Genomic DNA, 20,251 nt, shown 5'->3' with positions numbered 1-20,251 from the left:
GTGGGATTCGCCCGAAGCGGCGGCCCTCGACTACCGCAGCACCCCCTCCGACACCGCCGTCTACGCGTCGAACGACTCGCCTTCGGCCGCCGCCGCGGCCGCACCCGCGGTCACTCCGAGCGAGCCCGTGGTCGACCGCACCGAGCAGGCCACGGCCGCGACGGCGTACGCGCCGCAGCCGATCTTCGTGCAGGCGCCCGAAGCGCCCAATCCGCGCGGCAACCGTGCCGCGGCGGGCGCCATCGGACTGCTGGCCGCCCTCGCGTTCGCCGTGCTCTACTTCGCCGCGTGGATCGGCTTCGGTGCGCTCTCGGGCGACGTGACCGGTGAGAACGTGGCGACGACCGCTCTCGAGACGCTCGGCACGTGGTCGCTGTGGGTGCCCGTGATGGTGTTCTTCCTCGCCTTCTGGCTGCTCGGCGCCATCATCAACCGCGGCCGCTGGGGCGCGTGGGTGATCTTCGGGCTCTTCGTCGGCATCGCCGCATACGTCGGGCACATCCTCGGCGCGCTCTTCCAGGCGCCGTTCTGGATGCTCACCGCCCGCGAGGGCGCCGAGCTCGTCGAGACCGAGCTGCTGGCACCGCTGGCCATCGCGGCCTTCGTGATCGGGCGCGAGCTCACGATCTGGTTCGGCGCGTGGGTCGCCGCGCGCGGCAAGCGGGTCACCGAGCTGAACGTCGAGGCGCAGCGCGAGTACGAGCGCACGCTGGAGGCCGGGCCGCAGCTCGTCCGGGCCTAGATGACGGGGGCGCCGGAGCGTGAGGGCGGATCGGTCCGCCCGCTCACGGCGCTCGCGTTCGCGACGATCGGCTTCGTCGCGCTCGTCATCTTCGCGCTCGGCATGACGAGTCTCGCCACCGGCGAGGACGTCATCGCGACACCGGGACTCGGGCAGATCCCCGGGGCCTCCGGCGTCGTGCTGGCCACGCTCGCATTCGCCGGCGGGCTGTGGGCGGCGATCGGCCGGGCCGGGGGAGCGGATGCCGCGGTGCCGACCGCGACGGACGGCGTGGGGGATGCCGCCACCCGGCGCCCGGCGAGCGGCGCCGAGCCGAGGCATCCGTCGTACGGGGGTGCTGCGTGGACGACCGCCGCGACGTTCGCGGCCTACATCGGCGGGGTCTGGATCGCCGCCCTGCTCACCGGCGCCGAACTCGGCGTCGCGACCGGCGTCGCGGCACGCCTGGCGACGTCGTGGTTCGGTCTCGCCGTCGCCGTCGCCGCATTCGTCTGCGCATGGTCGGGCATCGCGCTCGTCCGCACCCGCGCCCGGCGGCCGCGCTGGCCGTGGGAGGACGAGTTCGACGAGTAAACCCTCGTCGGCGGCGGAATCCGGGCGCGAGCGGTCGGCGCGTACTACCGTGGACCCGTGGAGCGGTCGATCGAGACCCAGGTCAGCCAGGCCGTGGACGCCTGGCTGGCGTGGCTGCCGCGCTGGGAACCCGCCACGCACCGCGGCAGGGTGGCCCCGTGCCGGCGCTGCTTCGGGTCCCCGGTGCTGTCGTCGGCGGGCCTCGGCTCTGATGTTCCCCACGGAGTGCAGCACGGCCTCTCGACCCGCATCAAGACGATCGTCGACCGGGCCGTGGCGGAGTACACCTCGCTGAACCTGCCGATGCTCCAGGCCGAGCTCGACCAGCAGGCGGCGCGCAACCGCGCCCGCAGCTATCGCCCGACGGAGGGCCTCGACCCCGAGTTCGAGGGCCTTCCCCTCGATCCCGATCCGGTGCCGGGGGCGCCGTTCCTGTTCACCATCTCTGGCCTCGCCGAGGAGGCCGCGGTGGGCATTCCCGACCTGCCGCCGCTCTCGGAAGAGGCCAAGGCGGCGCTGCGTCAGGAGGTCGGGCTGGCCGACGACTACGCCAATATGATCGGCCGCGAGGTGTGCACGATCCTGCTTCACCATCGCCTGCGCATCCAGGCCGCCGTCTCGGAGTTCGTCGAGCCGCAGATCGAGGCGATGCTGGCGGATCTGACGCGGTCGCTCGACGCCCCGTTCGACCCGCATGATCCGCGCGAGCCCTGACGGGCGTTGTGCACAGACGGCCCCGGTGGCGCCGGAATTCGCAGGCGGCTTTGTTAGCATTACGAGGTTTGCTGCCGGGCTTCGGCAGGCGTGGTTTCGGCATCGGCCCCCGGGCCATCGTCGGCAGGGGGAGATGACATGGGCACGCGGCTCCCATCAGCCCCTCCGATCCTGCCCGGACTCGCTTACATCCGCCCGCTCGGCTCGGGCGGCTTCGCCGATGTCTTCCTCTACGAGCAGGACATGCCCCGGCGCAACGTCGCGGTGAAGGTCATGCCCAGCGACGTGCGCGACCCCGAGCTGCGACGCATGTTCAACGCCGAGGCCGACGTCCTGGCCCACCTGTCGGCTCACCCATCGATCGTCACGGTGTACCAGGCCAGCATCTCGGCCGACGGCCGCCCGTACATCGTGATGGAGTACTGCCCCGGCTCGCTCGCGCAGCGCTACCGCGTGGAGCGCCTTCCCGTCGAAGAGGTGCTGACCATCGGGGTGCGCATGGCCAGTGCGCTCGAGTCGGCGCACCGCGCGGGCCTCGTGCACCGCGATGTCAAGCCGAGCAACATCCTCGTCACGACCTTCGGCACACCGGTGCTCGCCGACTTCGGCATCTCGTCGTCGCTGCTGCGCAAGACCGCCGACGAGGTGCTCGCCATGTCGATCCCGTGGAGTGCGCCCGAGGTCGTCGCCGAGCAGACCGCCGGCACCGTCACGAGCGAGGTGTGGAGTCTCGGTGCCACCGTCTACTCGCTGCTGGCCGGGCACAGCCCGTTCGAACGGCGCGAGCGGGGCCAGAACACCAAAGAGCTGCTGCGCCGGCGCATCGCCCGCGCCTCCTATACCGAGATCCCTCGCGCCGACGTGCCGCTGTCGCTGCAGCAGGTGCTGGCCACCGCCATGAGCCGCGACCCCGGGCGGCGGCAGCCGTCGGCCCGGGCGTTCGGCGAGGCGCTGCGCGAGGTTCAGGCCGAGCTCGGCCAGCACCCGACGCCGCTCGAGATCCCCGACGTCGAGTGGTCTCCGGCATCCGCCCCCGTCGACTTCAGCGACACCGCCCTGCGCGGTCCGGCACGATCGCGCATCGACCGCGACACCACGCGCAAGGTGCGCGCCGGCACCGGCGTGGCCGCCCTCGCCCGAGATGAAGACACCGACATCTCGGCCCCGGTCACACGGCGCCGCAGTGCCGTTCCGTGGATCGCCGGGGTGGGTGCGGGCCTGGTCATCGGGGCGGTGGCCGTCGTGACCACTCTCCTGCTGACCGGGGTGCTGTGATGGCCGCGCCCGTTCCCGGTCCCGCGGGCGGCCGCGGTGCGGCGAGCGCCGTGAAGACCGGCGGGATACGCCGCGGCACGATCGCGGGCCTCATCGCCACGGGAGCAGCGGTGGCCCTCGTCATCGGGGTGAGCGTGGCCTGGCCCGGCCTCGACGCCCAGGAGACGCCCGACGTCGACACCTCGGTGTGGGCGCTGCAGACCGGCGACGGCCTCCGATATGCACGCGTGAACACCGCCGTCGGCGAGCTCGACACCGTCCGCAACATCAGCAATCCCGACCAGGTGGTGCAGACGGGCGACGCGGCCTACGTCTTCACCGACAGCTTCAGCAAGGTCACGCGCATCGACGAGTCGCGGCCGGGCGATCTCGACGAAGAGGCGCTCGAGTCCTCGGCCCCGACACCCGGGGGCACCGTCGACGTCGCCACGTCGGGCGACTATGTGGCCTACCTGACCGATGCCGGCGCCGTGTACGCGGGGAGGCTGTCGGACGATTCCGCAGCTCAGCTCGACCCGTTCCCCTCTGACGACGAGGATGCGCCGCAGTACTCGGCCGATGCGATCGCGGTGGATGAGCGCGGCATCCTGTTCAGCTACTCGGAAGCCGACGGCTCGGTGCTGCGATGGAACATCGGCGAGGCGTCGATGCGCGGCCGCGACCCGCTCGACGTCGAGGGGATCGCGGACCCGGCGATCTCGGCGGCCGGCGACACGTGGGCCGTCGTGGATGTCGAGGACGGCGACGTCTGGCTGCGGGGAGCGGATGCCGTCACCCCGGCACCGACGACGGGAGCCGTCGTGGTGAGCGCCCCGGACGCCGCCGGGTCGGCGGTGTACCTCGCCGACGAGACCTCGCTCGTCCGCGTGCCCGTCGACGGATCCGAGGTCGAGGTCCCGGTCGGAGACGCCACCGGCGGGGTGCTCGGCACGCCCGCGCAGCCGCAGCCGCACGGTGGAGACATGTACGCCGCGTGGCTGCCGCAGGGCGACACCGGCGGCACCCTCTGGCGTTCGGACGAGGGGACGATCCCCCTCGACTACGGCTCCGAGACGATGCCCGACCAGCGGCGGCCGATCTTCGTCGCGACCGACGCGGCGATGATCCTCAACGAGACCCGCTCGGGCTGGGCGTGGTCGGTGCCCGGGGGGTCGCTGATCGCCTCGAGCCAGGACTGGTCGCTCGATGACCGGACCGATCCCGACGCGGTGCCCAGCGCCGAGCAGCTCGAGGTCGTCCTCGATCCCAAGCCGCCCATCGCCGAGCCCGACGCCTTCGGAGCGCGCGCCGGCAGCCTCGCCACCCTTCCGGTGCTCATGAACGACCACGACCCGAACGAGGACGTGCTGACGATCGACCCGCAGTCCGTCAGCGGGCTGGATCCCGGCTTCGGCGCCGTGACGGTCACCGACGACGGCCAGCGCCTCGCCGTGCGGGTGCAGCCCGGCGCGACCGGGTCGGCGTCATTCTCCTACGCCGTGACCGACGGCACCGCCGAGAACGGGCTGCGGTCCGAGCCCACCACGGTGACGGTGAGCGTCGCGCCGCCGTCGGCGGGCTCCGCGCCGGAATGGTGCGGCGTCGAACGCTGCCTCGTGGAGTGGCCCGAGCCCGAGGTCGCCCGCGGCGGCACGGTCACCGTGCCGGTGCTTCCGGGGTGGGTCGACCCCGAGGGCGACCCGCTGCTCCTGCTCGCCGTTCAGAACGTCACCGGGCAGGGCAGCGTCGCCGCGACGCCCGGCGGCGAGGTGGTCTACCAGCACAGCGACGCGGGCGACGGGGGCGAAGAGCTGATCGAGCTCGCGGTGACCGTCGCCGACACGCAGGGCCAGTCGACCGTGAAGTCGCTCGTGGTCAAAGTCTCGCCGCAGCCGCAGCTGGCCGTGCAGTCCTTCGCGGTGACCGACACCGTCTCGTCCAGCATCACCGTCGACGTCGCCGAGCACGTCACCGGAACGGCCGGCACCCTCTCCCTCGACTCGGTGCGCGTGCTCGACGATGCGGCCGCGACCGCGACCGTCGTGGGCGGCTCGACCTCGTTCGACTTCACCGCGCGCGAGCCCGGCACCTTCCGGGTCGATTTCACGGTGAAGGATGCCGCGACCACCGCCGTCGGCACGGCGCGGATCACCCTTCTCCCCGCCGACGCGCCGGCGCAGCTGGCGACGTCGCCGATCGTCGCGTTCGTGCACCCGCAGCAGGACGCCACGCTCGACGTCTTCGACGCGGTCTCGAACCCGACGCGTCGCGTGCTGCTGCTGAGCGATGTCGTCGGCTCGGCGGATGCCGGAGCCAGCCTCACCGTCGACGCCGTCGGGCAGAACCACCTCCGCGTGTCGGGCACGACCGCCGACGGCGCCCCCGGGCGTCTCGGCACGGTGTCGTACGTCGTGAGCGACGGGACCGAGGACGACGGCGCGCGCGTGGTCGGCGAGGCCACGGTGTACCTGCTGCCGCCGGCGCCCGAGCTCGCCCCGATCGCGGTCGACGACACCATCGTGGTGCGCGCGGGCGCCCAGATCGACGTGCCGGTGCTCGAGAACGACTTCTCGCCCGCGGGCGGTCGCCCGACGCTCGACCCGTCGCGGGTGACCTCGTCGTCCGATGCCGCGCTCGCGTTCGCCTCGGGTGACGTGCTGCGCTACCTCGCCCCCGACGAGCCGGGGGAGTACGCGATCGACTACGCCGTGTTCACGACCGGTGCGCCGGCCCTGGCCGACACCGCGAAGGTGCAGGTGCGGGTCATCGACGACGACGCGAACCGCGCTCCGACCGCCGACACGCTCGAGGGCCGGGTGCTCACCGGGCAGTCGGCGCTGATCGACTTCGACGGATTCGGGATGGACCCCGATGGCGACGTCGTCACGCTCGACCGCATCGAGGACCAGCCCGAGCGCGGCGCGGCGACCATCTCGGCGGACGGCACGTCGATCGTCTACACGAGCGTGCCCGGAGACAGCGGTCAGGCCTCGTTCCGCTATCGCGTCGTGGATGCCTTCGGCGAGTCCGCGGTCGGCACCGTGCGCGTGGGCGTGCTCGACGGGCAGGCCAACCCCAGCCCGGTGACCTTCACCGACTATGTGCAGGTGCAGGCCGGCGAGGGCAACACGATCCGTGTCAGCCCGCTCTCGAACGACGTCGATCCGACGATGGGCACGCTGCGGGTCACCGACATCCGCCCCGACGCGCCGACGACGCTCGTCGACGGCAGCGAGAACCCCGCGTACGCGACGCTCGACGAGCGGATCGCCGACGTGGACGACGCGACGGTCGTGCTCGAAGCGGGCCCCGAGCCCACGACGATGTCGTTCCTGTACGACGTCGAGTCCACCTCCGGCAACACCGGTCGCGGACTGATCGTGGTCGAGGTCGTGCGCGAGAGCGTCCCCGACTACCCGATCGTCGCCGACACGATCCTCACCGTCGAATCCCGCGAGGACTTCCCGCGCGGCGTCGACGTCCTGGGCGGCAAGGTGATGTGGTCGGGCGGCGACGTCTCGGACCTCGAGGTGTCGCTGTGGGGCGAGCCCGACGACGTCGAGGTGGACGGCGTCCGGCTGCGCGGCGAGCTGCCCTCGACGACGCGGCTCATCCCGTTCGCAGTGACCGGCGTCGCCACCGCAGGGGCGAGCGACGCGGAAGCGGGATCGCCCGACGGCGAGGCGCCGGGGACGGTCACCACCTACGGCTTCCTCAAGGTCCCGGGCGACGACGACCTCGCGCTGTCGCTGCGGGCGGGTGCAGCATCCGCCGAGGTCCCCGAACTCGAGTCGACCACCTTCGACATGGGTGACCTCGTCGCCAAGCCCCGCGGCAGCCGCCTCGAGGTCGGCGCCGAGGTGAGGGCGTCGGGCGCGCGCGCCGAGGCGGCCTGCGCGGTCGAGTCGGGCACGACGGTGCGGTACGACGCGGGTGCCGGTGCGCCGTGGGTCGACGCGTGCCAGGTGCCGGTGCGGATCGAGGGCGCAGAGGACTGGACCGTGCTCTCGGTGCCGATCATCGTGCAGCCGCGCGATCCGCAGCCGGAGCTGCGCCCCGCGTCGATCGCCGTAGGTCCGGGCGAGACGGCGTCGTTCGACCTGCGCGATATGACGGACTGGCAGCTGGGGCGCGAGGACTGGGACGGCATCCAGTATCAGGTCGAGCACGGCGGCGGGGCGTTCGAGGTCTCGCAGCAGGGCTCGCAGGTCACGGTCACCGGCGCCGACCGCGCGATGCCGGGGTCCGAAGAGGCGGCGATCGTCTCGGTCACCAGTCATCCCTCGGTCGCTCCCGCGCGCCTCATCCTGCGGGTGGGCGCGGCCCCCTCGACGCTGCCGCAGGGCGGCGACGCGGTGCAGCAGTGCTCTCAGAACTCCGGCTCGTCGTGCGCCATCTCCGTCGTCGGCGCCCGCGGCGAGGTGAATCCGCTGCCGCGCACGCCGCTGGAGGTCGTCGGCGTGCGGCCGACCGGCGCGTGCGTCGGAGTCAGCTTCCGCGTCGCGTCGCCCACCAGCGTGACGGCGTCCTGGACGGCGGATGCGCCGGGCGCGACCTGCACCGCGAGCTTCTCGGTGCGCGACGCCCAGGGCCGGGTCACCAACTCCGAGCGCGACGGCCGCGTGCTGCTGGATCTGCTCGGCTACCCGAAGACCCCCGCGAGCCTCGTTCAGACCGGCTATGCCGACGGCACCGTGAACCTGCGCGTCGATCCCGGCGAGGCGCGGCAGGCGTATCCCTCGCTCGGCGGATTCGTCATCCGCTCCGGGGGCCAGGAGGTCGCTCGCTGCTCGGCGGACGGCGTGTGCCCGGCGATCCCGGCGCCCAACGGCGAGCAGCGCACCTACGACGCGTGGGCGGTGAACGGCGTCGGCGAGTCGCGGGGCAGCGTTCGGACGGTCGCCTGGGCGTACGACACCCCGGGGACGCCGTCGGGCGTCACGTGGGCACCCGTGCGCACCGACGGCCAGGGCGGCGTCATCTCGCTCGCGATCGACGGCATCGACACGGGTGAGACCGGCACCATCGAGATCGCGAGCGCTGCCGGCGAGACCATGCGCATCCCGATCGGCCGGAATGACGAGAGCATCCAGGTGCGCAGCTTCCGCGTCGGCTCGAACGCGTCGACTCCGGTGACCATCACTCCCTACTCGCGGTACTCGCTCCCGCCGGGTCTCGGTGGCCGGCCCTCCGGCGAGGCGGTCACGGTCAACGCCAACGGCGTCGGCGCGCCGCAGAACGTGTCGCTGTCGCTCACGGCGCGATCGACCGGCGACGGGCTCACGACGGTGGATGCCGTGGCCACCGCTCAGCCGAACGGCACGAACTCCGAGCTGCGCTACGGCATCGTTGCGCGCCAGGACCGCGCCCGCTGCGATCCCGCGGCGGGAGGCGAGCGGGCCTCGTTCCCGGGACTCGAAGACGGCGAGGAGTACGAGTTCTTCGTGTGCGTGGAGTCCTGGTACCGCGACGACGTCTTCGGCTCTGCCAGCACCGAGGCCACCGTCCGCGCGACGCAGAGCGGGGCGGCGCCGAGCGGCTACACGTTCGTCGTCGACCGTCGGCCGGTGATCGAGGGCCAGCAGGCGCGGTGGCGCATCACGGCGGAACCGGACTCGGCCGAGGAGCCGCCGCGCAACAACCAGCTCTTCTTCGAGGGATGGGACCGGGGCACCGCCGTCTACGACCGGGACCCGCAGATCAACGTGTTCTACCGGCACCGCGTGTGGGGCAACGAGACGGCGCGCGCCCTCGTCACCCCGGCGCCCGGCAGCGCCCCGTACCAGGTGCAGGCGCGCTGGTCGATCGACGCCTGCGTCCCCGGCGCCACTCTTCAGCGCGGCTCGCAGTCCAGCAACGGCGACGCGGCCGTGGACTGGTCGGATGCCGGGATCCGCTTCACCGATGCCGCCGGCACCGTGCTGCCGTACACCGCGGGATCGTGGACCGTGCCCGCCGGCGCGGCGCGGGTCGAGGGCGTCGCGGTGACGGTCTCGTGGAACGCCGCCTGGAACCTGGATGCTGCGACCCAGACCCTCGGCGGCTTCGACTGCAGCTCGGGCGCACCGCCCGGCCCCTGACCCCGGCATCCGTCCGCACCTTCCCCCGCCCGCACGACCGCACCGCAGCAAGAGGACACGACATGACCATCACGCAGGATCAGGCCGACTGGTTCGCCCAGACGTTCGGGCAGATCGCCGACAACGTCGAGCGTGCCGTGCTGGGCAAGCGCCACGTGGTCGAGCTCGTCCTCACCGCGATGCTCAGCGACGGTCACGTGCTGCTCGAAGACGTCCCCGGCACCGGCAAGACCTCGCTCGCCCGCGCCATGGGCCAGTCGGTGCAGGGCACCAACACGCGCATCCAGTTCACCCCCGACCTGCTGCCCAGCGACATCACCGGCCTGAGCGTCTACGACCAGAAGGAGGGCGTGTTCGAGTTCCACGCGGGCCCGATCTTCGCCAACATCGTGCTCGCCGATGAGATCAACCGGGCAAGCCCGAAGACCCAGTCCGCGCTGCTGGAGGTCATGGAGGAGGGACGCGTCACGATCGACGGCGTCTCGCGCGCGGTCGGCGTGCCGTTCCTCGTGCTGGCGACCCAGAACCCCGTCGAGCAGGCCGGCACCTACCGCCTGCCCGAGGCGCAGCTCGATCGCTTCATGATGCGCACCTCCCTGGGCTACCCCGACCATGCCGCAACCGTCCGCATCCTCGACGGCGCCGCCGTCGCCACCGCCGAGCTCGCGCCGATCATCACGCCGCAGGCCCTCGTCGGCATGGCCGACCTCGCCGCCCAGGTCTACGTCGACGCGCTCGTGCTCGACTACATCGCCCGCCTGGTGGACGCCACGCGTGCGGCCGACGAGGTGCGCCTGGGCGTCAGCATCCGTGGCGCGCTCGCCCTCTCCAAGGCCGCCCGCACCCGTGCGGCGTCGCAGGGACGCACCTACGCGACGCCCGACGACGTGAAGGCGCTCGCCGTGCCGGTGCTCTCGCACCGCCTGATCCTGCACCCCGAGGCCGAGTTCGACGGCGTCACCCAGGAGACGGTCGTCGGTCAGGTGCTCCTCGACGTGGCACCGCCCGCCCGCCGCGAGGCGGTATGAGCCTCACCGAATCGCGGATCACCCGCACCGGTCAGCCCACGGGGGTGACCGGGCGCACGCATGCGACCGCGACGAGCGTCACGTCCGCTCGCAGCGGCGCGCTGGTGCGGGCCGCGGTGTGGTGGACCGACGCATGGCGGGCGACCGGTTCCGGCATCGCCGCCGCAGCGGAATGGGCATCGCGCACCGTCCGGCCCGCCGGCGCCCTCGTCGCCGTGGCGGCGACCGCGGGGCTGGTGCTCGGGATCGCATTCGGCTGGGTGGAGTGGATGGTCGCCGGTGCGGCATCCGTTCTCCTGCTGCTCGCCTCGGTGCCATTCCTCTTCGGCGCCCGCTCGTACGACGTCGGCCTGAGTCTCGCCCACGAGAGGGTGGTGGCGGGCGACGGCGTCACCGGCGAGATCGTGGTGCGCAATGAGGGGCGCCGCATCGCCCTGCCAGGGCGCATCGACATCCCCGTCGGCCAGGGTCTCGTCGAGTTCGGGGTTCCGCTGCTGCGACCGGGCCACACCGTCGCGCAGCCGCTCGAGATCCCGGGGCTGCGACGCGGAGTCGTCACCGTCGGGCCGGCCACGACCGTGCGCAGCGACCCCGTCGGCCTGCTGCGCCGTGAGCACGCGTTCGATGACGTGCACGAGGTGTTCGTCCACCCGCGCACGACGCTGCTGCCGTCGACGAGCGCCGGCCTCATCCGCGACCTCGAAGGCAGCCCGACGCGGCGCCTGGTCGATGCCGACATGTCGTTCCACGCCATCCGCGAGTACGTCCCCGGGGATTCCCGGCGACAGATCCACTGGCGCTCGACGGCCAAGACCGGGCGCCTCATGGTGCGCCAGTACGAGGAGTCGCGCCGCTCACGCATGGCCGTGGTGCTCGCGATCGCCGAGGCCGAATACGCCGACGCCGACGAGTTCGAGCTCGCCGTCTCGTGTGCCGCGTCACTGGGCCTGCGTGCCGTGCACGACGCGCGAGATGTCGCGATCGTCACCGGCTCCGAGATCCCCCGGGTGGTCCGGGGCCGGCTCCGTGCCGTTCGCAACGTGCCCGCCGTGGCGCCGCGCCCGATGCTGGACGGCTTCAGCGAGCTCGACCTGCTCGAGAGCACGATGGCTGTCGGGGAGGTGTGCCGCCTCACCGGCGAGTCGGGCGACCGTCTGTCGATCGCGTTCGTCGTGGTCGGCTCCCGCGTGCCGCTCACCCGGCTGCAGCAGGCGGCGGTCTCCTTCCCCGCCGGCACCGCCGTCGTGGGTGTCATCTGCGACGAGCGCGCGCACCCGCGCATGCAGCCGCTGTCGGGACTGACGGTGCTGACCGTCGGCACGCTCGAGGACCTGTCGGGCCTGCTGTTGCGGGGGGCGACGTCGTGAGCCGGATGCCGGAGGCCGAGCTCTCGCCTCGCGGGAGCGTCTCGTCGGGCCGGGCGGTGCCTGCACCGCGCATCGTGGCCGGCGGGGTCTTCGCCGCGGTGATGGTGGCCGTCGCCGCGGTGGCGGCGTGGCCGATCTACCGCTCCGGCAGCTTCGTCCTGCTGGTGGCCTGCGCGGCTGCGATCGCCACCGTGATCGCGAGCGTCGCGTGGCTGCGGCGGTGGAACAGCTGGATCGTCGCGGCGGCGCTGGCCGTCGCCGTGCTGCTCGCGGGCGTTCCCCTCGCCGTGCCGTCGCGGCTGGGTGCGCCGGACGAGCTGCTGCGCGGACTCGGCGAGCTCGCGAGCGGGCTCGTGCTCGGCTTCAAGGACCTGGTGACGGTCGAGCTGCCGGTCGGCTCGTACCGGAACCTGCTCGTGCCCGCACTGGCGGTCTTCCTGATCGGCACATGCGCGGTGCTGCGGCTCGCGTGGCGCGACGACCGCGTGGCGTACGCGGCGGTGCCGGTCGCGATCGGAATGGTGTCGTTCGGCCTGTTCTTCGGGCGCACCACGGTCAGCGCGCCCCTGCGCGTGGGACCGGTGGCGCTGTACGCACCGGTCGAGACCGCCGTCGGGATGTCGGCGCTGCTCGCGTGCCTGCTGTGGCTCGCGTGGCGCACGCACGACGAGCGTGCGCGCGCCCTGCAGCGCGCGGCGGCGTCCAGCGGCGTGAGGGTCTCGCGACGCCCGTCGGCAGCCGACCGCCGCCGCACCGCGCTCGGCGCCGCGATGACCGCAGGAGCCCTCGTGGTCGCCGTGGCGATCGTGCCCTTCGCCGCCCGCGGCGCGGAGCGCGATGTGCTTCGCTCGGCCATCGGCCCCGACATCGACCTGTCGGCCGAGGTCAGCCCGCTCGCTGAGTATCGGGCGCTGTTCGTCGACGAGCGCGTCGACGACGTGCTCTTCACGGTCGAGCCCGGCGAGGAGGAGCTGCCCCAGCGCGTGCGGCTGGCGACCCTCGACGCCTTCGACGGCGAGGTGTACCGCAGCGGCGGCGAAGATGTCGCCGGCACCGGGCGCTTCGTGCGTGTGCCGTCGTCGCTCGACGCGGGCGAGGGGACGCCGGTCGAAGCGCGCGTCTTGATCGGGGAGTGGGACGGCATCTGGATGCCGACGGCCGGACGCCTCGCGCAGGTCCGGTTCGCCGGCGACCGGGCGGCGACCCTGGCCGACCGGTTCTACTACAACGCGGCGGCGTCGGCGGGAGTGCTGACAGACGGCGAGCGAGGCGGCGGCGGATTGCGAGAGGGCGACCGGTATACGGTGCGCGCCATCGAGCCCGAGACCACCGCGCTGTCGCAGCTGGAGTCGCCCGGCCACGACGACGGGGCACTCGTGACGCCCGACAGCCTGCGCGCCTGGATGGACGAGCACGCCACGGGAACAGGCGGCGCGGCCCTCGCGGGACTGGTGTCGCTGCTCCGGGAGCGGGGCTACCTCAGCCACGGACTCTCCGACGAGGGCGAGCCGCCGGCATGGACGACCGCGCTCGCCGGTTACTCCTTCCAGCCGAGTGCCTCGGGTCACTCGCTGGCCCGGGTCGAGACGATGTTCGCGCGCCTGCTCGAGCGGGAGGCAGACCCGCGCGCCGAGGCATCCGGGAACTACGTGGCGGCCGTCGGCGACGACGAGCAGTTCGCCGTCGCGGTGGCGCTCATGGCCCGCGAACTGGGCTTCCCGGCGCGCGTCGTCCTGGGTGCGCGCCTGTCGGCCGCCGAGGCAGGCCTGCCCACGTGCGACGAGGGCGCATGCCAGGCCGGCGACCTCGCCGCCTGGACCGAGGTGCAGTCGGCCGACGGCGCGTGGATCCCCGTCGACGTGACGCCCCAGTACGCGCAGTCGCCGAGCCTCGAGGTCACCGAGCAGCGCGACCCCGAGAACGTCACCGAGGTGCGCCCCGACGTCGTCGAGGAGGTCTTGCCGCCGGATCCCGCACAGGAGGACTCGGCGTCGGACCGCCCCGACGAGGAGGCGACCGGACTCGACCTCGCGTGGCTGTGGCCGGTGCTGCGGATCGCCGGCATCGCGCTCCTCGCGCTCGCGCTCGCTCTCGGGCCCTTCCTCATCGTGCTCGGGGCGAAGGCGTCTCGTCGCCGACGGCGACGCCGGGCGAGCGCTCCCGGTTCGCGCATCGCGGGCGGATGGGACGAGTACGTCGACGCCGCGCTGGACGCAGGGCGCGACGCTCCCCGCTCGCTCACCCGCAGCGAGCTGGCCGACGGGTTCGCGACGCCTTCCGGCGCTGCGCTTGCCCGTGATGCCGACCGGGCCGTCTTCTCGCATGCGGACACCGCTGCGCACCACGCCGATGACTACTGGAAGACCGTCGACGCCGAGCGGCGCCGGCTCCGCCGCGAGAACGGTTTCTGGCGCGGTGCGCTGGCGGCCGTATCTTTGAGATCGTTGCTCCGTCCGCTGGCGCCGGAAACCGGTGTCCGCACGCGAATCGCCGAGAGGGGGAGACGACGGGCCCAGCCCGCGCGTCCCATGCCATGAACGCCACCGATGCCTCCGCTGCCGTCTTCGGCACGCTGATCAGCCTCCTCCTCGCCGCAGCCGTCTATGTCTGGCTCTCGCTCGCCCTCTCCGCCGTGTTCCGCAAGTCGGGCGTCGAGGCATGGAAGGCCTGGGTCCCGATCCTCAACCTGGCAGTCCTGCTCCAGCTGGGCGGCTTCTCTCCGTGGCTCGTCCTGCTGAGCCTGGTGCCTGTCGTGAACCTCGCTTTCGTCGTCATCCTCGCCATCGCCCTCTACCGGGTGAACGTGGCGTTCGGGTACGGCGTCGGCATGACGGTGCTGGGCGTGCTGCTGCTCCCCCTGTGGGCGACCGTCATCGGCTTCGGCAGCGCGCGCTGGGTGGGACGCGAGACGGATGCGTCTGCCGAGCGCGCGGCGCATGGCTTCGACCCCGACGCCGGGCCGCGGCGCATGGGCGGCGGACGCGACGGACTGCCGCCGCTGCCGAGCTTCGCTCCTCCGGCGACGGACGCGAGCGGGTCCGCCGCGGCATCACGGCCGACGCTCGACCCCCGGGTCTGGGGATTCGCGCCCCCCGAGACGTCCGCGGCGTCCGAGACGCCCGCGGCGTCCGAGCCTCCCGCGGCGCCCGCTGCCCTCGCTGCGGGGTGGGAGTCGGGTGCCCCGGCCGCGCCCGCGGCTTCCGCGGCCCACGCCGTCCCCGAGACGCCTCCTCTGCCTGAGACCTACGAGACCCGTGCCCGTCCGGCCGCCGACTCGTGGCCGCGGCGCCGAGCGGACGACGAGTCCGATGCCGGCGACGCGATCGCGCCGGAGCCGTCGTCCGCGCCCGCCTCGTCCGCCCCCGAGCCCGTGCCGAGCACGGTGGACCCGCCCGAAGCAGGGTGGACGCCGCCGCCGATGCCCGGCTCCCGGCGGCGGCAGAACGCGTGGGAGGGCTTCGCCGTCGACTCGACGGACCACAGCAGCGAGGTCACCGGCGCCTTCACCGGTGCACCGGCCCCGATATCCGCGGTTCCGCCGGTTCCGCCGGTGCCGCCGATTCCGGCGCTGCTGGTCGCCGACGACGTGGAGTCGTCGGGGCCGGGCTCGGCCATGGACCAGCCCACATCCGCACCCCGGCATCCTCCCGTGACCCGGGTTCCCGCACCGGCGGCATCCGCCGACGACGGCGAACCGTGGGCTCCCGCGCGGTCGCCGATGAGCGACACCGGCGCGTTCGCCGATTCCTCGGGCGCGGTCTCGGCCGTGGCCGGAGCGCCCGACGCCGGTGCGCCGCGCGCGGCCCGCGGCTCGGTGTCGGCGCAGCACGCCCGGCCCGAGATCCCCGACGACGCCTTCGACGAGACGATCATCTCGCACCGCCGCCGCACCGACTGGTCGCTCGTTCCGCCGACCGGCGACCCGATCGCCATCGGGGCGGAGGTCGTGATCCTCGGTCGCCGTCCGTCGCCGGACCCCGCGCATCCGGGCGCCCAGCTCATCTCCATCCAGGACGGCACCGTGTCGAAGACCCACGCGCGCCTCGAGCTGCGCGGCGACCGCTGGTTCGTCACCGACCTGGGCTCGACCAACGGCGTCCTGTTCGCCACCCTGATGGGCACCGAGGTCGAGGCGCCCCCTGGCGAGCAGGTCGAGGCCGGCGACCGTTTTCTGCTGGGCGACGCCGAAGTGCGCCTGGTGCGGAGCGACGCGTGACCGACCTCCCCGACGAGCGGACCGAGCCCGCACGACGCGCGCGGACGCCCGTCGACGAGGCGACCGTGCTCTCGCCGCGACGTGCGGGTGCTCGAGACGCAGCATCCTTCGACGAGGCGACGGAGCTGTCGCCGCGCCGGGTCGCCGGCCGCGGACCGGAGCACATCGACGACGCCACGGTGCTCTCGCCCCGCCGAGCGGTGCCGACCCGGGACGAACCGGTGGACGACGACACCGTGCTGTCGCTGCGTCTCGCACGTTCCGGTAGCGCCCCGGACGCGGCTGCGGACGACGCCGACGCTCTCGATGATGCGACGGCCCTCTCGGGATCCGGGGCGAGCGGCCCCATCGGGCCGCAGCGTTCCGGGTCGGCGCCCGCGAGCTTCGATCCGGACGACGGCTCCACGCTCGTGGTCCGTCGGGAGTCGCGCCGCCGGGCCGCCGCCCGCGCCCACCGCGATGCAGCACCGGCCGCTGTCGCCGCCGGTCCTGTACCGCCGGCGCCCGCGCGATCGTCCTCTCGTCCCGTCACCGAGGGCGGCGATCTGCCCGCCGTCGCCGCGCGCGCCGCCTTCGCGCCTGCTCGCCGCGATGCGGTCTACGCTCCGCGCGCCCTTCCGGACGTCCCCGCGCAACGCGTCGCGGTGCCCCCGCGCGCGCCGCAGGCGGTCGTCGACAGCCACGCCGCCGCCGCTGCCGCGCGCCGCAGAGACCGGTGGCTCGCGGTCATCGTGGTGGCCGCGGCATCCGTCGTCGCCATCGGCGCCGTGGCCGCGCTGGTGGCCGTCCTCGTCAGCGGCTGAGGTCGCTGCCTGAGCATTCGCCCCCGCCCGTTTGCCCACCCCGCCAAAGCCACGTATCATAGAGCGGGTGTGCGCTCACGCGCTCCGTCCGCCGTGCCTGGGTTCGACCCGAGCAGAAGCGGCCGGACGCCGCTCGCACGCATCTCAGGGAACGGTCTGCGAACAGGCCACCCCCACGGCATATCCACCCACGTAACGCTCGGCACCATCCTGCCGCGCCGGTGGATGAATGTGAGCCCGCCGCGTCATGAATCGAAAGATCCGGATGCTGCGGGGGAGACACGAACGCTGTCACCGTGCAGCACAACATAGGAGAGAACGTGCCAACCATTCAGCAGTTGGTTCGCAAGGGTCGCTCGCCCAAGGTCTCGAAGACCAAGGCGCCGGCGCTCAAGGCGAACCCGCAGCAGGCGGGTGTCTGCACCCGCGTGTACACGACCACGCCCAAGAAGCCCAACTCGGCGATGCGCAAGGTCGCCCGTGTCAAGCTCCGCAACGGCACCGAGGTCACCGCGTACATCCCCGGCGAGGGCCACAACCTGCAGGAGCACTCGCTGGTGCTCGTGCGCGGCGGTCGTGTGAAGGACCTCCCGGGTGTCCGCTACAAGATCGTTCGCGGCGCCCTGGACACCCAGGCCGTCAAGAATCGCAAGCAGGCCCGTAGCCGCTACGGCGCGAAGAAGGGTTGAGTTAGATGCCTCGTAAGGGACCGGCCCCCAAGCGCCCCGTCGTCAACGATCCGGTGTACGGCGCCCCCGTCGTCACCCAGCTCGTCAACAAGATCCTCGTCGACGGCAAGAAGTCGATCGCCGAGTCGATCGTCTACACCGCCCTGCGCGGCGTCGAGGCCAAGAACGGCCAGGACGCCGTCGCCACGCTCAAGAAGGCCCTCGACAACGTGCGTCCGACGCTCGAGGTCAAGAGCCGCCGCGTGGGTGGCTCGACCTACCAGGTGCCGGTCGAGGTCAAGCCTCACCGCGCCAACACGCTGGCCCTCCGCTGGCTCGTGAGCTACGCCAAGGGTCGTCGTGAGAAGACGATGACCGAGCGCCTCCAGAACGAGATCCTGGACGCCTCGAACGGCCTGGGTGCCGCGGTCAAGCGCCGCGAAGACACTCACAAGATGGCCGAGTCGAACCGCGCCTTCGCGCACTACCGCTGGTAACCCCTCGACAGGCTCGGGGAGCCGGGGCGTGAGCCCCGCTGGTCCCTGACCGAACACCGGTCCCTGAGCCTGTCGAAGGGCCCCGCGACATCCGTCACCACACGTAAGGAAAACCCCGTGGCACAAGAAGTGCTCACCGACCTCAACAAGGTCCGCAACATCGGCATCATGGCGCACATCGATGCCGGCAAGACGACGACGACCGAGCGCATCCTCTTCTACACGGGCGTCAACCACAAGATCGGCGAGACGCACGACGGCGCCGCCACCACCGACTGGATGGAGCAGGAGCAGGAGCGCGGCATCACGATCACGTCCGCCGCCGTGACCTGCTTCTGGGACAAGAACCAGATCAACATCATCGACACCCCCGGCCACGTCGACTTCACGGTCGAGGTCGAGCGTTCGCTGCGCGTGCTCGACGGCGCAGTCGCGGTCTTCGACGGCAAGGAGGGCGTGGAGCCCCAGTCCGAGACCGTGTGGCGTCAGGCCGACAAGTACGACGTCCCCCGCATCTGCTTCGTCAACAAGATGGACAAGCTGGGCGCGGACTTCTACTTCACCGTCGACACCATCGTCAACCGCCTCAAGGCCAAGCCGCTCGTGCTCCAGCTGCCCATCGGCGCGGAGAACGACTTCGTGGGCGTCATCGACCTCGTCGAGATGCGCGCGCTGGTGTGGCCCGGCGACGCCAAGGGCGACGTGACCATGGGCGCCAAGTACGAGATCCAGGAGATCCCGGCCGACCTCGCCGACAAGGCGGCGGAGTACCGCGAGATGCTGCTCGAGACGGTCGCCGAGTCCGACGAGGTGCTCCTCGAGAAGCACTTCAGCGGCGAGGGCCTCACGGTCGCCGAGATCAAGGGCGCCATCCGCAAGATGACGATCGCCTCGGAGCTCTACCCGGTGCTCTGCGGCTCGGCGTTCAAGAACCGCGGCGTGCAGCCGATGCTCGACGCGGTCGTGGACTACCTGCCTTCGCCGCTCGACGTCCCCGCCATCGAGGCGCGCGACCCGAAGAACGAAGAGACCATCATCGAGCGCCACGCCGACCGCGAAGAGCCCTTCGCGGCGCTCGCGTTCAAGATCGTGACGCACCCGTTCTTCGGTCGTCTCACGTACATCCGCGTGTACTCGGGTCACCTCGACTCCGGCGCCCAGGTCGTCAACGCGACCAAGGGCAAGAAGGAGCGCATCGGGAAGATCTTCCAGATGCACGCCAACAAGGAGATGCCTGTCGACTCGGTCACGGCCGGTCACATCTACGCAGTCATCGGACTGAAGGACACCACCACCGGTGACACGCTGTCCGACAGCGCCAACCAGGTCGTCCTCGAGTCGATGACGTTCCCGGAGCCGGTTATCGAGGTCGCCATCGAGCCGAAGACCAAGGCCGACCAGGAGAAGCTGGGTCTGGCGATCCAGAAGCTCGCCGAAGAGGACCCGACGTTCCGCGTCGAGCAGAACTCCGAGACCGGCCAGACGGTCATCAAGGGCATGGGCGAGCTTCACCTCGACATCCTGGTGGACCGCATGAAGCGCGAGTTCAAGGTCGAGGCCAACGTCGGAAAGCCCCAGGTGGCCTACCGCGAGACGATCCGCAAGAGCGTCGAGAAGCACGACTACACGCACAAGAAGCAGACCGGTGGCTCGGGTCAGTTCGCGAAGATCCAGTTCACGATCGAGCCCCTCGAGGTCACGGCCGACAAGACGTACGAGTTCGAGAACAAGGTCACCGGTGGCCGCATACCGCGCGAGTACATCAGCCCGACCGACCAGGGGTTCCAGGACGCCATGCAGGTCGGTGTGCTCGCCGGCTACCCCATGGTGGGCGTGAAGGCGATCCTCCTCGACGGTGCCTCGCACGACGTCGACTCGTCCGAGATGGCGTTCAAGATCGCCGGCTCGATGGGCTTCAAGGAGGCGGTCCGCCGCGCCAACCCGGTCATCCTCGAGCCGATCATGGCCGTCGAGGTGCGTACGCCCGAGGAATACATGGGCGACGTCATCGGCGACCTGAACTCGCGTCGTGGCCAGATCCAGTCGATGGAGGACGCCGCCGGCGTCAAGGTGGTCCGTGCGAACGTGCCGCTGTCCGAGATGTTCGGCTACATCGGCGACCTGCGTTCGAAGACCTCGGGCCGTGCCGTCTACTCCATGGAGTTCGACAGCTACGCCGAGGTCCCGCGCAACGTCATGGACGAGATCGTCCAGAAGACCAAGGGCGAGTAGCCCTGAACTCCGGGATGCCTCCGCGACGAGGCATCCCGGAGCACAACTTCACACAGATCCAACAGAAACCTCTCTAC

The 20,251-nt window shown here is 72.0% G+C and carries 13 protein-coding genes; all 13 read left to right on the top strand.

Annotation, left to right across the window (positions count from 1 at the left end; translation table 11 throughout):
* Positions 1 to 742, top strand: a 742-nt coding sequence (locus WYM_RS22010; protein WP_019181747.1) for a hypothetical protein, incomplete at its 5' end; no start/stop codon positions are given.
* On the top strand, positions 743 to 1,315 hold the full coding sequence (locus WYM_RS15450) for a hypothetical protein (RefSeq protein WP_019181746.1): 573 nt from the start codon (positions 743 to 745) through the stop codon (positions 1,313 to 1,315).
* Positions 1,316 to 1,372: 57 nt separating this feature from the next.
* Positions 1,373 to 2,029, top strand: coding sequence for a hypothetical protein (locus WYM_RS15445; protein ID WP_019181745.1), 657 nt, complete (start codon positions 1,373 to 1,375; stop codon positions 2,027 to 2,029).
* Between the two features lie 138 nt (positions 2,030 to 2,167).
* Positions 2,168 to 3,304, top strand: a complete 1,137-nt coding sequence (locus WYM_RS15440; RefSeq protein WP_019181744.1) for a serine/threonine-protein kinase — start codon at positions 2,168 to 2,170, stop codon at positions 3,302 to 3,304.
* Positions 3,304 to 9,363 (top strand): Ig-like domain-containing protein, encoded by a 6,060-nt coding sequence (locus tag WYM_RS20470; RefSeq protein ID WP_237739435.1) that lies wholly within the window; start codon positions 3,304 to 3,306, stop codon positions 9,361 to 9,363. Before WYM_RS15440 ends, WYM_RS20470 begins: the two co-directional genes overlap by 1 nt.
* Before the next feature lie 62 nt (positions 9,364 to 9,425).
* On the top strand, positions 9,426 to 10,391 hold the full coding sequence (locus WYM_RS15430) for an AAA family ATPase (protein WP_019181743.1): 966 nt from the start codon (positions 9,426 to 9,428) through the stop codon (positions 10,389 to 10,391).
* Positions 10,388 to 11,758, top strand: a complete 1,371-nt coding sequence (locus tag WYM_RS15425) for a DUF58 domain-containing protein (protein WP_019181742.1) — start codon at positions 10,388 to 10,390, stop codon at positions 11,756 to 11,758. Before WYM_RS15430 ends, WYM_RS15425 begins: the two co-directional genes overlap by 4 nt.
* Positions 11,759 to 11,763: 5 nt before the next feature.
* Positions 11,764 to 14,295: a transglutaminase domain-containing protein gene (locus WYM_RS15420; protein ID WP_157525246.1), complete on the top strand. Its 2,532-nt coding sequence runs from the start codon at positions 11,764 to 11,766 to the stop codon at positions 14,293 to 14,295.
* On the top strand, positions 14,292 to 15,974 hold the full coding sequence (locus WYM_RS15415) for a DUF5684 domain-containing protein (protein WP_026059853.1): 1,683 nt from the start codon (positions 14,292 to 14,294) through the stop codon (positions 15,972 to 15,974). The genes WYM_RS15420 and WYM_RS15415 overlap by 4 nt, the downstream gene beginning before the upstream one ends.
* On the top strand, positions 15,971 to 16,777 hold the full coding sequence (locus WYM_RS15410) for a hypothetical protein (protein ID WP_019181740.1): 807 nt from the start codon (positions 15,971 to 15,973) through the stop codon (positions 16,775 to 16,777). Before WYM_RS15415 ends, WYM_RS15410 begins: the two co-directional genes overlap by 4 nt.
* Positions 16,778 to 17,097: 320 nt before the next feature.
* Positions 17,098 to 17,466 carry a 30S ribosomal protein S12 gene (rpsL, locus tag WYM_RS15405; protein WP_018171438.1) on the top strand — a complete coding sequence of 123 codons (369 nt, stop codon included), beginning with the start codon at positions 17,098 to 17,100 and terminating at the stop codon, positions 17,464 to 17,466.
* A 5-nt stretch (positions 17,467 to 17,471) separates the two neighbouring features.
* Entirely contained in the window at positions 17,472 to 17,942 is a 471-nt protein-coding gene (rpsG, locus tag WYM_RS15400; protein ID WP_019181739.1) for a 30S ribosomal protein S7, read from the top strand.
* Between the two features lie 117 nt (positions 17,943 to 18,059).
* Positions 18,060 to 20,174 (top strand): elongation factor G, encoded by a 2,115-nt coding sequence (gene fusA / locus WYM_RS15395; protein WP_019181738.1) that lies wholly within the window; start codon positions 18,060 to 18,062, stop codon positions 20,172 to 20,174.
* Positions 20,175 to 20,251 lie beyond the last annotated feature (77 nt).

Source organism: Microbacterium yannicii PS01, assembly GCF_000304335.1.
In the GTDB taxonomy this organism is placed as follows: Bacteria; Actinomycetota; Actinomycetes; order Actinomycetales; family Microbacteriaceae; genus Microbacterium; species Microbacterium yannicii_A.
This window is presented reverse-complemented; position numbering and strand designations above follow the sequence as displayed.